The organism is Paenibacillus andongensis (assembly GCF_025369935.1).
Lineage (GTDB): Bacteria > Bacillota > Bacilli > Paenibacillales > NBRC-103111 > Paenibacillus_E > Paenibacillus_E andongensis.
On record NZ_CP104467.1, the window covers coordinates 7,046,573 to 7,060,233 of the forward strand.

The 13,661-nt window shown below is 45.6% G+C and carries 16 protein-coding genes and 2 riboswitches; of the genes, 8 read left to right on the forward strand and 8 right to left on the reverse strand.

The genetic code is table 11. The features are described from left to right. Positions 1 to 57 precede the first annotated feature (57 nt). Positions 58 to 711, reverse strand: a complete 654-nt coding sequence (locus tag NYR53_RS31395; RefSeq protein WP_261302952.1) for an urea amidolyase associated protein UAAP2 — start codon at positions 709 to 711, stop codon at positions 58 to 60. Continuing rightward, the gene (locus tag NYR53_RS31400; protein WP_261302953.1) at positions 712 to 1,434 is read right to left on the reverse strand and encodes an urea amidolyase associated protein UAAP1; all 723 of its coding nucleotides are present in this window, start codon (positions 1,432 to 1,434) and stop codon (positions 712 to 714) included. It lies immediately after the preceding gene. Between the two features lie 71 nt (positions 1,435 to 1,505). Continuing rightward, positions 1,506 to 1,604: riboswitch (guanidine-I (ykkC/yxkD leader) on the reverse strand. Between the two features lie 192 nt (positions 1,605 to 1,796). Further along, positions 1,797 to 1,900: riboswitch (guanidine-I (ykkC/yxkD leader) on the forward strand. A 92-nt stretch (positions 1,901 to 1,992) separates the two neighbouring features. Between NYR53_RS31400 and NYR53_RS31405 the strand changes: the two genes are divergently transcribed. Then, complete coding sequence (locus NYR53_RS31405) at positions 1,993 to 3,342, forward strand: APC family permease (protein ID WP_261302954.1); 1,350 nt, start codon at positions 1,993 to 1,995, stop codon at positions 3,340 to 3,342. Between the two features lie 394 nt (positions 3,343 to 3,736). On the opposite strand, the gene NYR53_RS31410 is transcribed toward NYR53_RS31405, so the two are convergent. Then, the gene (locus tag NYR53_RS31410; protein WP_261302955.1) at positions 3,737 to 4,738 is read right to left on the reverse strand and encodes a Gfo/Idh/MocA family protein; all 1,002 of its coding nucleotides are present in this window, start codon (positions 4,736 to 4,738) and stop codon (positions 3,737 to 3,739) included. Positions 4,739 to 4,974: 236 nt separating this feature from the next. On the opposite strand from NYR53_RS31410, the gene NYR53_RS31415 reads away from it, so the two are divergent. From NYR53_RS31415 to NYR53_RS31425, 3 genes are read left to right on the forward strand one after another with little or no spacing between them, the layout of a single operon-like run. Beyond that, a complete protein-coding gene (locus tag NYR53_RS31415; RefSeq protein ID WP_261302956.1) occupies positions 4,975 to 5,355 on the forward strand; it encodes a hypothetical protein in 381 nt (126 codons plus the stop codon). A gap of 29 nt (positions 5,356 to 5,384) precedes the next feature. Further along, a complete protein-coding gene (locus NYR53_RS31420) occupies positions 5,385 to 5,810 on the forward strand; it encodes an SRPBCC family protein (protein ID WP_261302957.1) in 426 nt (141 codons plus the stop codon). 1 nt (position 5,811) lies between these two features. Then, positions 5,812 to 6,192: an ArsR/SmtB family transcription factor gene (locus tag NYR53_RS31425; RefSeq protein ID WP_261302958.1), complete on the forward strand. Its 381-nt coding sequence runs from the start codon at positions 5,812 to 5,814 to the stop codon at positions 6,190 to 6,192. Positions 6,193 to 6,580: 388 nt separating this feature from the next. On the opposite strand, the gene catR is transcribed toward NYR53_RS31425, so the two are convergent. Continuing rightward, positions 6,581 to 6,901 carry a catDE operon transcriptional regulator CatR gene (gene catR, locus NYR53_RS31430; RefSeq protein WP_261302959.1) on the reverse strand — a complete coding sequence of 107 codons (321 nt, stop codon included), beginning with the start codon at positions 6,899 to 6,901 and terminating at the stop codon, positions 6,581 to 6,583. 163 nt (positions 6,902 to 7,064) lie between these two features. On the opposite strand from catR, the gene NYR53_RS31435 reads away from it, so the two are divergent. The 4 genes from NYR53_RS31435 to murA all read left to right on the forward strand — a co-directional run bounded on the left by NYR53_RS31435 (position 7,065) and on the right by murA (position 10,455). After that, a complete protein-coding gene (locus NYR53_RS31435; protein ID WP_261302960.1) occupies positions 7,065 to 7,832 on the forward strand; it encodes a DODA-type extradiol aromatic ring-opening family dioxygenase in 768 nt (255 codons plus the stop codon). A 1-nt stretch (position 7,833) separates the two neighbouring features. Next, positions 7,834 to 8,190, forward strand: coding sequence for a DoxX family protein (locus tag NYR53_RS31440; RefSeq protein WP_261302961.1), 357 nt, complete (start codon positions 7,834 to 7,836; stop codon positions 8,188 to 8,190). Between the two features lie 180 nt (positions 8,191 to 8,370). Continuing rightward, positions 8,371 to 9,147 (forward strand): DeoR/GlpR family DNA-binding transcription regulator, encoded by a 777-nt coding sequence (locus NYR53_RS31445; protein WP_261302962.1) that lies wholly within the window; start codon positions 8,371 to 8,373, stop codon positions 9,145 to 9,147. Between the two features lie 24 nt (positions 9,148 to 9,171). Beyond that, entirely contained in the window at positions 9,172 to 10,455 is a 1,284-nt protein-coding gene (murA, locus tag NYR53_RS31450) for a UDP-N-acetylglucosamine 1-carboxyvinyltransferase (RefSeq protein ID WP_261302963.1), read from the forward strand. Positions 10,456 to 10,636: 181 nt separating this feature from the next. Here the strand turns inward: murA and NYR53_RS31455 are convergent, their stop codons facing one another. The 4 genes from NYR53_RS31455 to NYR53_RS31470 form a co-directional block, all read right to left on the reverse strand. Next, a complete protein-coding gene (locus NYR53_RS31455; protein WP_261302964.1) occupies positions 10,637 to 11,143 on the reverse strand; it encodes a GyrI-like domain-containing protein in 507 nt (168 codons plus the stop codon). Between the two features lie 141 nt (positions 11,144 to 11,284). After that, a complete protein-coding gene (locus NYR53_RS31460) occupies positions 11,285 to 12,007 on the reverse strand; it encodes a metallophosphoesterase family protein (protein ID WP_261302965.1) in 723 nt (240 codons plus the stop codon). A gap of 221 nt (positions 12,008 to 12,228) precedes the next feature. Next, entirely contained in the window at positions 12,229 to 12,411 is a 183-nt protein-coding gene (locus NYR53_RS31465; protein WP_261302966.1) for a hypothetical protein, read from the reverse strand. Continuing rightward, positions 12,411 to 13,637, reverse strand: coding sequence for a Ger(x)C family spore germination protein (locus NYR53_RS31470; RefSeq protein WP_261302967.1), 1,227 nt, complete (start codon positions 13,635 to 13,637; stop codon positions 12,411 to 12,413). Before NYR53_RS31470 ends, NYR53_RS31465 begins: the two co-directional genes overlap by 1 nt. Between the last annotated feature and the right edge of the window lie 24 nt (positions 13,638 to 13,661).

The window sequence follows — 13,661 nt, forward strand, 5'->3', positions numbered from 1 at the left end:
CGTATCCACACCCCTTAGAATTTCGTAGACCCTCTATCTCCTCTTAATCAAAGGAACTTACTTCTCCCAAATAAGAACCTGAATCGGTGTCGGATTGTAGGCATTACAAGGATTATTAAGCTGCGGACAGTTGCTGATCAGCACCATAGAGCTGCCAAGCGACTGAACCTCTACATAACAGCCCGGAGCGGAAACGCCATCATCGAACTTCAGTCCACCATCCGGTGTGACAGGTACATTCATAAAGAAGTTAATATTCGGCGCCAAATCCCGCTTCGTATACGCTCCGCTTTCGTGCTGAGCAAGCTGCAGCATAAACGTATCTCGGCAATTGTGCATCGACAGTTTATCGTGCGAGTAGCGTACCGTATTGCTTTGAGCCGAGCATGAACCTCCAACCGTATCATGGCGCCCACAGGTGTCGGCTACGATTTCAAGCAATGCCTTACCGGATTCTGCCCGGAGGACAGAGCCTGTGCTGAGATAAATATTGCTTTGACCTGCAATGGTCGCAACCGCGCTATAATGATCTTCCGGATTCTCCGCATCATAAAACAACGTGTCTGCCGCCTGATTCCCTTCCAGATCGACAATGCGCAGCACTTGCCCTGGCTTCAAAACACACATCCAACCGTCTCCCGCTTGAATAACTTCGCTATAGACGGCATCCCTGACGAGGCGAGGGCTTTCCACTCGATTAAAAACAGCCATTTAAATTCCCCCTAACAGCGTGTGATATTCCCATGTATTTTCAAAAGCTCGGCGATTTTCCGGACGGTAATTCAAGCAATAATCATCTTCACCCACTGGGTCAGCAGCCAGCACCTCTATTTTGACTGGTACAGATGGATATGTTGATCTTGGGTCAAGCGGGTTCGGCGTGTTCGATAAGACAAGCAAGGCATCTAATTCCGTACGCAGCGTAACCGTTGCTCCCGCAGGGCAATGAGTCGTGCTAAAATGCATATCCCCACTGTCATCACAAAACACTTTGGAAAATAAATTCACAACCGGCATCATATCGCGCATGCTCAGGCCATTACGCACCAGCTCTACTGCAAAGTTCTCCTGCCCGCTCCGCAGCCACTCATTGCGCTGCTCTTGGAAATTCGTCGTCCCATACTTGGCATCCGTAGCCGCACGGCTTGTGTAGCCGCTAAGCGGATCATGCCAACCAACACTATCCTCCACAATGCTCACTAACGCTCGGCCATTGTCACTCATCAGCACGTTACCACGTGTTAAATGGGCAGTATGCTGGGCTTTCAGCGTATCCGGCATATTGTAGCGCTCCGTAAGATCCCTCGCGTGGAACACTTGTATAGACACATTCGCGCCCGCCTCCAGCGCCGTAAAACGAATCAACTTCCCTCTACCAATTGCTCCTGACCACTTGCCGCCAGGCCCTATCGTCTTGCTCCAAATGTCAGCCATGCTACCCATCTCCTTTGCCATGATAGTTAAACAAAAAGGGAGACATCACAAGACTCAAATGTCTTGGTGATATCTCCCAGGTTTTTATCCTTCCGTGGCGCTCTTAGGCAAGAGCGGTTTACTCTCGGACCAGCCCGGTCATAACCGGCGGAACCCTAGTAAACAATCGTATTCGTTTGTGTTACTAAACATAACATCGTTAACGGAGTGTGTCAATATGTTCTAGATTAATTCCGTATTTTATCTAAAATACTTCTCATGAGCTTAATTTTGTGTTATATTAACTTACATATTAGGTGAATATCTAACACGAATAAGCGAAAAAGCGTTTGCCGCAAATAAATAAGTAATGATTCATCACATACATGGTTTTCTAGGGTTCCGCGAGTGCACGCAGCCTCGGTCTGGACCAAGAGAAAACGCACAGCTAACCCTGTGTTCACGGAGGGATAAAAGCCCGGGAGGATATCTGTTTCATAGATATCTCCTTGGCTTTTTTGCATATACGCCCCGCCCCGTACGATCACCGGCAAATAAGGATAAGGGAGTGTCAACATCATGAAAACAGAAGTCACATTACGCAAATCTTTAAACCTATCTCAAGTCGTTTACATGGGACTGGCATGGATGACGCCTATGATTTATTTTTCCATCTATGGCATTGCTTACGAGAATGCACATGGCATGCTGACGCAAGCTTACCTGCTTGCTTTCGTTGCCATCTTTTTCACCGCGTACAGCTATGGTGTCATGTCCAAATCTTTTCCCACCTCAGGCTCCGCATACACCTATACGAAGAAAAGCATCCATCCCTACTTAGGCTTCCTGGTCGGCTGGGCACTGCTGCTTGACTACTTCTTCTCCCCTATTATTGCTTGCCTTACTTTCGGCATCTATCTTCACGCACAATTCCCGTCCATTCCAGCGTATGTCTGGATCATTGGACTCAATATCATTCTTGGCATCGTAAATATAATTGGCATTAAGTTCTCTGCGAATATCAGCAAGCTGTTCGTCTGGATTCAAATTCTTTTTATCGCGGTCTTCTGTTTCTTCCTTTTCCGAAATATCACCGGAGATGTTCATCCGCTGCAGCCATTCCTGCAAACCGAAGTCCCCTTCTCCAGCATTCTTGCGGGAGCTTCGATGATCTGCTTCTCCTTTCTAGGCTTTGACACGATTACGACCATGTCCGAAGAAACCAAAAACTCCGAGAAAACGATTCCTCGGGCCATCATGATTATCATTATTACAGCCAGCATTCTATACTTGGTACCGTCATTCCTGACACAGCTCGTTTATCCACAGCTAACCTTCGTCGATACCGATTCGGCTGGTTTCGAGATCGTGAAGCTCGTTGGCGGAGCCGCACTTAGCTCTGTGTTCATCACCGTGCTTATACTCGCCATTTTCACCCAAGGCTTATCATCGGTAACTAGCGTTTCTCGTCTCCTCTTCGTGATGGGGCGCGATGCCATTCTCCCTAAACGGGTGTTCGGTTCCCTTCATCCTAAGTTCAACACACCAGTCACCAACATTGTGATCGTCAGCGTCGTCTCTCTGCTCGCTCTTGTTATATCGCTAGACAATGCTGTGAAATTCGTAAATTTCGGGGCATTAACGGCCTTCTTCTTTGTAAACATCTCCGTTATCGCTCAAAAATACATCAAAGATAAGCAGCGCTCGCCGAAGATGACGTTCCTCTATCTCATTATGCCGTTGATCGGAGCTGGTTTCATTGGCTATCTACTGTCTCTACTCGACAAAGATGCCCTATGGATGGGAGGCGGTTGGCTCCTCGCGGGCATAGTGTATCACTTGATTCGAAAGCGTTCGGCACGCATGCTAACTGTGGCAAGCAGCCCCGTCATTGCCAGCAGCGGCCGTCCTTCCGGGTCTTTGGAATAGAATAAAGAAAAAACCGTCAGGAAAGATCACAACATCTGACGGTCTTTTTTTGGTTTAATTCGCTGTATATGCATAACCGACACTCCTCCGCCATTTGCTGCATTGGATAAAGTACAATCAAATCAGGTTCATTCACCTTATTTTCCCGATTTCATTGGAGTTTTTTTTGCAACAATTCCCGCGATAACGCCGATTATCTTGCATAATGTTGTACTAAATACAACTCCGTGTGGCAAACAGCACACTCTACTTCACTTGCCTTAATCCAACATACTCGACCCTGATAGCCAACCACTCTTACCCAAAAAGACGGCGTAAATCTAAAGTCATTCACACTAATCGCAGAGCGCTGAATCGACACCTTTTGATTCATTTGCTAGACAGCCATCTTTGCTTATTCGAATTCACCCGATTTACGGTCCGCCGGGAAAACAAGCCCCATCTGCTTCCTAGCCTCATCCATAATGGCCATGGCAATGCTGGAATTCGCATGTGAGTTCGTCGGTGACTCCGATGCTCCGCTTTTAATAAGCCTAATAAATTCTTCCGCTTCATAACGCATCGTTCTTACGCCTTGCTCCCGCGTCAGGTTTTCCACAGAACCATCTCGGTAACGGATTTCCACTTTTTCAGGTGTGTTGATTTTATCGATGACCATCGTCGCATGCTCGCCCTGAATTTCTGCTGGCAGATAGGAGCTCGAAATTTTGGAGTGCATGATAACCGCATCCATCTCTTTGTAGCTAAGAAGCAGGCTGCCCTCGCCATCTACGCCCGACTCCAGCAGTACTCCGCTTGCTTGTACACGTTCAGGAGCACCAAAAAGTACCGCCAACGGATAAATACAATAAACACCTAAATCCATAATCGAGCCATTGGAGAAAATGGGATTGAACGCATTCAGTACCGTTCCCTGCTTATAGGCATCATACCTTGAGGAATATTGGCAATAGCTCGCAAAATAACGGCGAATTTTCCCCAGCTTATGTAAATTGTCTTGTATCGCCTTGAAATTAGGAAGCAGCGTGGACTTGAGAGCTTCCATGAACACCACTTTATTACTTTGTGCAGCCTTAATCATCGCTGAAAGCTCAGCGGTATTGGATGCCGCAGGCTTTTCGCAGATAACATGCTTGCCATGATTCATACAGAGTATCGCGTATTCAGCGTGTAAGGAGTTCGGACTCGCAATATAAACCGCATCGAATTCCTTACTTTGCGCAAACGTTTCTAGGCTTGTATAGATATGAGAAACCTCAAATTTCTGAGCGAATTCCGCAGCTTTCTCCTCTGTACGCGAGTATACGGCCGTTAAGGCGAACTCCCCCGTCTCGCGGGCAGCATGAATGAATTCTTCCGTAATCCAATTGGTTCCAATAACAGCAAAACGTATCATATCGTTCTCCTTTAATCCACTCTTGTTTTTCATAACTATAACATGATTATAGAATTGTTGAAAAAGAGAACAGAAACATTAAGTCAAAATCCCCTCTTAATGACCCTCTTGACACGAAACCAAAAGGTTTCGTATAATCCTTTGTGTAACCATTTGGTTTCGCATTGTAATACCTTTGGAAAACTAAATCTTTTGGACAGAATACGAAGAGGACATACGGGAAGGAATGACTTACGATGCAGGACGAATTGCTGAAGAAGCTGCGCTACAAGCAAGGACGAGCTCTCGTTCTTCAGGCACCCGAAGGCTACAAGCTTGGGATTGAGGATAATGAGGATCCGAATGGGACCTACGATTTCGTTCAGCTTTTTGTTAACAATGCCGCCGAGGTGGAGGAGTGGGCTCCTAAAGCGATTGCCTATTTGAACGATGAGGCTGTGTTTTGGATGACTTATCCGAAGCAAAGCTCAAAGGTGAAAACCGACATTAACCGAGACATTCTGTGGAAGTTGATGGATGAGAAAACGGACTATCGTCTTGTAAGCAATGTCGCGGTGGACGATAAATGGTCGGCCCTGCGTTTGCGTCATAAGAGTAAAGTGAAAGCGAAATCCTAAAAAAATTAATCATTGGAGGCTTCTTATTTATGGAAAATCAGACTCAAGGCACATTGCCGGATATCAAGCAAACACTCGTTTTTAACGCACCGATTCAAAAGGTTTGGAATGCCGTAGCGACATCTGATGGCATCGCAGCTTGGCTCATGCCCAATGATTTCAAGCCAGAGATTGGCTATGAATTTCATTTGGAAGCAGGACCATTTGGCAAATCCCCTTGTAAAGTAACCGAGCTCGACCCGCCGAACCGTTTGACTTTCGAATGGGGCAAAGATTGGTCGCTGACTTTTGAATTGACCGATTTGGAAGGCAAAACGGAGTTCACTCTCATCCACTCCGGCTGGGATGCGGATAAAGTTACGGAATTCGGTCAACCTCACACAGCTGTTCGCGAGACCATGTCGATGGGCTGGATTGGTTTGGCGAAGAAACTGGCTGCTCACGTCGAGGCTTAAGATGGCAGTCCCCTCGCAGAAGCATGACGTCTTCCAAGCGATCGCCGATCCGACTCGCCGTCAGGTGTTACAGCTGCTGGGAGACCAAGAGATGCCTGTAACGGTTATCTCCGGGCATTTCCCGATGAGCCGCACTGCAGTGTCCAAGCATCTCCGTATTTTGGCTGATGCCGGGTTGGTGAAAGAACGCAAAGTCGGCCGCGAGACCCGATACAGGCTGGAGGCAGAACCGCTTATGGAGTTGAAGCGTTGGCTATCCTATTATGAACGCTATTGGGAAAACAAGTTAAATGTGCTCAAACGGTTCGTGGAATCGGATGACGAAGAAGGCGGAAATGCCTTATCCGCTTTGGAATTGGTCGATCCCACGAAACACGAATAACAAGATAAAGTATACAGACCGCTAACTCCAATAGGAGATGAGCGGTTTTTTCTTTACTTTAGGGGGCATTACAAATCGGAACTAACCGAGCCTTCTACGAAAAGCAGTTTAGCAAGAAATAAATAAGCAAGTTCAGCTTGCTTATTCATTCTAATATTGGGGCATCTCGTCACATAAGACCTCAGGAAATGCTTATTAGCTAATAAACGAGACTTCCAGGATGTATTAGCCAACAATAAGCATGCCTAACTTGCTTATGCACTTATAACCGGGGCTATTAAGTAAAATAAGCAACTTCAGTTACCTTATTCGCATAATGAACCACGCGCTTACTCGAAAAGGTCATCTCCCCTGCTGCCTTCTACAGGTTGGATGACCTTTTTTTACTCTACTCCTGAACAGGCAGCCAATCTTGTGACCATTTCGCAATCTCACTGAAAATCGGGGCTAACGCCTGCCCCTTGTCCGTAAGTGAATATTCGATACGAACAGGACTTTCTGGGAATACTACCCTCTTAACGATACCTTCATGCTCAAGCTCCTTCAATCGCTCCGACAATACCTTGCCGCTCAAATTGGGAAGAGCCTGATCGATATTTATGAACCGCTGCGGGCCTGATAGTAATTGAAAAACAATAAGTGATGTCCAGCGCTTGCTGAGGATTTCTACAGCTTTTTCGAAACGAGGACATAATAGGTTTCGTTCCATGTTATCACCTCTATATGTCTATTTATTATAGAGGAAGTGGATACGGATATACAAGGTTACAAAAAGTAATTTAGTTACTTGACGAAACTAACATTTTGACGTAATATCAGTTACATTAAGTAACTAAGTGAATTTAAGTAATTCAAAAAGGAGTGTTTTTATCATGATTTCACCCATATTTGTAGGACACGGATCTCCCATGATGGCTATTCAAGATACAGCTTGTACGCAATTCCTGCTTGACTATGGCAAGAAGCTTTCCCCGAAAGCTATTGTCATTTTCACGGCTCATTGGGAGACAGAGGCACTCACTATTTCGTCCACCAATGATGTATATGACACCATCTATGATTTCCGCGGCTTCCCGGATGAACTGTTTCAAATCAAATATCCCGCCAAAGGGGATGTGGAGCTGGCTCGAATGATCGCTGACCGTTTCACGGCGAAAGGCATCCCTGTGAACTTGGATTCGCAGCGCGGGCTTGACCACGGCTCTTGGGTTCCGCTATTGCGGATGTTCCCACAACCTGCATGCCCAGTCATTCAAGTGTCTGTCAACCCGTACTTGCCGCCTGCGGAGCAGTACCGCATCGGGGAAGCTCTGCGCGGTCTCGATCAGGAAGATATCCTGATTATCGGAAGCGGAGCTACTGTTCATAACTTGCGAGCTCTCAATTGGGATGCCAAAGAGCCAGACGCTTGGGCAGTTGATTTCGACGATTGGCTCATCCGCAACATGCAAACGCAGAATCTGGAGGCGCTGTTCGACTACGCCACTTTAGCCCCGAATGCTCGTATGTCTGTGCCAAGACCAGAGCATTTCATTCCACTCTTTATTACAATGGGCAGCGGCGACCCGGAACGTCCTGTTCAAGTGATTCATCGCAGCTACGAAGTCGGTTCGCTCAGCTATCTTTCGGTCTCTTTTTAATATGAAATGGACGGCTCGCATCTTTCAAGGCTTGCTGGCAGCAGCGTTTTTAATGTTTGGCTTTATGAAATTATCCGCAAATCCCATGCAGGTGGAAGCTTTTACAGAAACCTACGGGTATGGCTTAAACGCCATGTATGTCGTTGGAGCTATTGAATTATTGGCTGGAATCGGACTGGTTATCGGCTTCTGGAAGCCGCGCATCGCGTTCTACTCCGCTGGCATTATTGTTGTCATAATGGCTGGCGCTATGCTAACTCATGTCCGATCAGGCCAAGGTATGAGCACCGCGGCATTACCGCTTACCTTTCTCATCTTGGCATTAATTGTTGCGCTAAGACGTTCCAGACGCGCATAAAAGGCTTTTCCCGTTATCATCTTGTAGATGAGTGCGGGAGAAGCCTTTTTTATTTTAACAACAGGCAAAAACATGAAACTTCATGATAAAAACGGACATAATAATTGACAAAGACGAGACAAACGGAATAAGATAATTTCAGAAATCATTTCCATTTTCCCGCTAAAAAGGGGCATACTAATGTTAGCTGAAGAACGTAGACAGTTGATTTTGGCCATCCTTCAAAAGGACGAACGCGTTGTCGCCAAGGAACTCGCTGATCAGTTTCAACTATCCGTCGACTCTATCCGAAGAGATCTGACCATCATGGAAGAAATGGGCTTGCTTAAGAAAACGTATGGCGGCGCCATCCCTATTGCCAAGGTTCGGACTTTACCACAAACGGAATCTATACGATATGGTGAAGCGCTGCCGCACCAACATGCAATTTCCAAGCTGGCTGCTTCCTTTATTCAAGCCAATGATGCCGTTTTTATCGGTGGTGCAGGTATTCATTATGGTATGCTGACCTATTTACCTAAACATATACCCTACACGATAGTAACGAATTCGCTCAAAATCGCTCAAACCATAAGAGAATATGACCATATTGATTCCTATTTAATTGGCGGCAAGCTTCGAGCTGCTTCAGGTAATATGATTGACCCATTAGCTATTGAGCAGGTCAGGAAATTTTCATTAGATATATGCTTTGTAACAGGAGGCGGCCTTTCAGCCAAAGGGATAAGCACAGCCACTCCTGAAGGAGCAAGCTTTACTAGAGCTGTTTGTGACATTTCCCGAAAAAAAATCGGGTTAGCGCCGCATGAAAAAATAGGAATCGATATGTTCGCTTGTTCCGTATCCATCGAGCAGTTAGATTTGGTTATCACAGATGCGGAGACCGCAGAAGAGGATGTTCAGAAGATTAAAAATCGAGGTATAGAAGTCATCATCGCGCCAGTAGATCACAATTGATCCAATACGGAAGGAAGATGCAGGGTGAAAGCAATTGAAGTGGAACAATCTATGAATCTAAAAGGGACCGTCAAGATTCCAGGCTCCAAAAATAGTTCATTAGCTTTATTGGCAGCAGCCTGTTTGACCGACGAGCAAGTCAGGTTAACAGGAATTCCCGAAATTGCAGATTATCACATCATTCGACAAATAGCAGATGACATCGGTGTGCATATGTTTCGCGAAGAAACAAACGATGTATATATTGATCCTCGTGCTATTCATTCTACGACCATCGATCCGTCCAGAGCATCTAAGATCCGTACAGCCTATTATTTTGTAGGTGCCCTCCTTGCGAAATACGGCAAAGTCGTTATCGGATATCCCGGAGGGGATGATTTTGTCAGCCGCCCCATCGATCAACATATCAAAGCATTAACCGCCATGGGCGCTAGGTTTACTTTTCACAAAGACTACTATGAAGTGGAAGTTCGCGAGCTGCGCGGCGCGGATATTTACTTCGATATGATTACATCTGGAGCCACAATCAACAGTCTGTTGGCAGCTGTTAGAGCTAACGGACGAACGATCCTACGAAACGCCGCAAAAGATCCGGAAGTGGTCGATACCGCCAACCTTTTGAATCAAATGGGGGCTAAAATCAAGGGTGCCGGTACCGATACGATTCATATCGAAGGCGTCACCTATCTACACGGCTGCTCCTATACCGTCATTCCCGATCGCTTGATAGCAGGAGCCTTACTCATGACTGCGGGAGCTACTGGCGGTACGATAACCGTCGAAGATATCATTCCGGAGCATCTCGGCTCGTGTATAGCTAAATTAGAAGAGATCGGGTTATCTTTTGAATACGGTGATAACTCCATCACAGCCTACTCTTCGGGCATACTCAAAGCAACGCGGGTCAGAACGGCGATGTATCCCGGATTTGCTACCGATTTACAGCAACCACTGACGGCACTCCTCACCAAAGCCGGAGGAAAAAGTATCGTAACGGATACGATTTATCCCAAAAGATTCAGTCATGCAGGGCAATTAATCCGACTCGGAGCTGATATCAGGGTTCGTTCGGGAACAGCTTTCGTCAAAGGCGGTCTGCCCTTACGAGGCAATTTGGTCCACGCCACAGACATTAGGGCTGGCATCTGCCTGCTCATGGGCGGGTTGATGGCGGAAGGCAGAACGTCCATTACCGGCGTCGAACATTTTGAAAGAGGGTATGAAAACATCGTCGATACCTTCTGTTCCCTCGGTGCCAAGATCGAAGTTAGCGATCTTCCCGACAAAGAGATCGAATTCGGCGCTTAAATCCGTTCTCCCCTCTTCCAAACGCAAAAAAAGAGACCCACAGCAACGGGCTGCGGGTCTTCAAGTATATATATTTAAAAAGGGGGTCGAATTTCAGTATAGGCTCCGAACCTTAAAGCCAGATGAAAACCAGATGTCATTTTGGTTACAAATGATTCCTATTTGTTACAGGCATGCTGTTCTACTTTTCCTTAATCGGAATATAAATGTCCATTTGGATGAGCTCATTTTTGGAAGGGTTGCAGCGCTCATCATACAATTCGAACTCCGCGCCGCCCGCATGTTCATAGCCGGAATGAGGAAACCATTCTTCGAAAATGGACTTCCACGTACTCTGAATAGCTGCAACGAATTGATCTTGCGTAACCTTTGGCGTCGTAAACACTACATAATTAGCCTCCGGAAATTCTCGGCACACCAGCTCGGCAGGCACACCTTCGAAGCCTGTGGCCTCCATTCCGATGATATAAGTTAAATCACCAGTCTCCATGTTGAAATCCGTGCAAATGCCCAGTTCGACTTGTGAATCTGCGTGTACACGATTGGGAATGCGATTCCCCTTACCCTCTTGTAGATACGAACTCCAGAATGCAGGGATTTCACGATGGTTTCTTCCCTCTTTGCAGGACGTTTTCAGTTCATAGCCAATCAGTTTAAAAGCAGGCTTCGTCTTCAGTTGATAGTCCATTCGAATTCCTCCTAATATAGGGATCTTTGAGCGTAGCTCAAAGTCTCTCCGCTTTGGGTTGAATTTTCTTTGCAGCACATTCGCTTTCGCATAAACTGGCGTCACTATGCCTTGTTTGCTTGATAATGGGCTAGCCCAATGCTATCCCATCCCTGATTTCCAACTCCCTTTAGAAGCAACGGAATAGGTCTTGTACTGATTTCTGCCCTTGATTTCCAAGCAATTGAGCTGCAAGCCGTAGGCACAGCCGCCATCAATGCCGATTTTATCACGATCGAACCAAACATCTGCTTTCCCATGAATATCCTTGGCCGGTGTATGCCCAAAAACAACTATTTTTTTAACGACGGTTCGCTGCTGGACAAAGGGAGCTCGAATCCACATAAAGTCCCTTTCTGGTTGGGTTTTCCAATCTGAAAATGTAGGATTAAGCCCAGCATGCACATAAATGTGCGTCTCGTCCTCGTGATAGTACGGAAGATTGTTTAGAAATGAAATATGATCGCTGAACTTTGCCCGGATTCGTTCTTTCGATTGCTTCAAATCAAGCTCCCCGGACCCGCAGAAGCTTTTAAACGTTTGGATACCTCCATGTTCAAAGAACTTCATCTCCGTTAGTGAATCTACGTCTCCAAGAACATCAACGAAACGTTGGTCATGATTTCCTTTGAGCGCAATCGCTCCCTTTTCTCGAACCAAATGCATAACGAGTTCCACGGTTTCCCGACTAGCTGGCCCTCGATCTACGTAATCACCAAGCAGCACGAGCTGGTCTTCTTCGGCATTAAAGTTTACTTTATCGAGTAATTTCTTGAATTCTTCCACACAACCATGAATATCGCTTATAGCTAACGTTCTTTTCATACCCTGTACCCCCTGATGGCGTGCTCCAGCAACCCTAGCAAACTCTGAATCTATTCGTATTTCTATTATTTGTATTTTATTTTATCATAGTTTGGTTTCATCGGGATTCCTAAATTATCTTCCATCATGGGGGCACAAAAATGAATAGGGGCTGTCCTCAAGGTCAAGTGACCTTTTGGGACAGCCCCCGAAAGATGCTTTCCATGCTTGTACGATTCCTTTTAACCATGCGGCCAGATTGGAAGGTAGACATGGAAAGCAGCAAGAAAACTCAAAGTCATCCCTACCATCATCAAAAAACTGTATACAACCAGATCTTTATTAACCTTTTTGTTCTTAATCAGTCCGGGCACATCTCGAGAAGCAAGAAGTCCAAATAAAACGACAATCAGAACGAGTTTCATTATTTTCCGGACTCCTTCTCTTTCAAAATCAAAGGTTTATTCGATAAACCTGTACGATTTACTGTCATATCAGCAATAATCTTGACTTTAAGCTTTGGAAAATCCTCCTCCCATTGCTTTTTAAACTTATTTTTCCACTCTTTTGGATATTTCCGTTCTACAGCGACGCCAAATCCGAAAATGTCTGATTTAAATTTTTTCTGCGCCATATCGAGTACCAATTGGATTCTTTGTATGAGATCCTCTTCCAATTCTTTTTCCACAACATGAACCACTTTAGGATCACTTACATCCAATTTCGAATTATTCTCATAAAGATCGTTCTCAGCACTTACTTTCACTTCCATGGTTATTTCTCCATCCTTAAGAATCGGAGTGATTTGGGTCTTGGCCTTCACTATTAAAACACTGATTTTCCCATTTCCCTTTTCCTTTGGAATGTTTACCGTGACAACACCTGTTTTCATCTCCTTGCGAAGCCACAGAACACCTCTTGTCTCTAGGTCATTCATCCAACCAATTAATTTATCTTTGTTGAAAATCGCTGATCCTTTGAGCGACAGGTTGGTTTCCACATTCGACGGAGATGGTGCCTTTGAATCCTCTTCATTCATTAAGTTCGAAGATACGATTTCCATTTCAGCCGCAATCGGTTCCACACCTTCTGTTACAAGCATATGGACAAACTCCTTTAGATTTATCCTTACGCCAATGTGCTGTTTCACTTCCTCTCTCATGACTTCAGACGGTATTTTTTCGAGTTTGGGGACAAACTTTAGAATCTTTACAGCCTCTCCCTTGGTAAAAAGTATGTAACTGCGCATTCGCGCTTCCCGTTGTCTAATAAAAAAATCGAGTATCGGAGAAACTCCGTCTCGAGCCATTTCTTCGCCAATAACGATAATACCGCTGTGAGAAAAGAAAATGCGGCGCGGCAGTTTTTCCTGGAGTCTCCGATAGGCATCCAGAATCGATTCCCCCTTTTCTGAAATGACCCATACCGCTTTGGCTCCTATGTCTTTCTCCCCGCCTTGACCCCCTTGACCTGCAGCACCTAACATTCGCGGAATAGCTACCTGCAGCGCTAAACGGATTTTACCATCCTCCATCTTATCGATTCCTGCCGCGGTTACAAATGCTAGGTCATTGACTTCTATCCGGCTCCAGCAGCCTGAAAGAATCGGCATCATCAGAAGGGTCCAAACCAATAAAATTCGTGTTCTCATCCAACATTACCTTTCCCTAGAAAA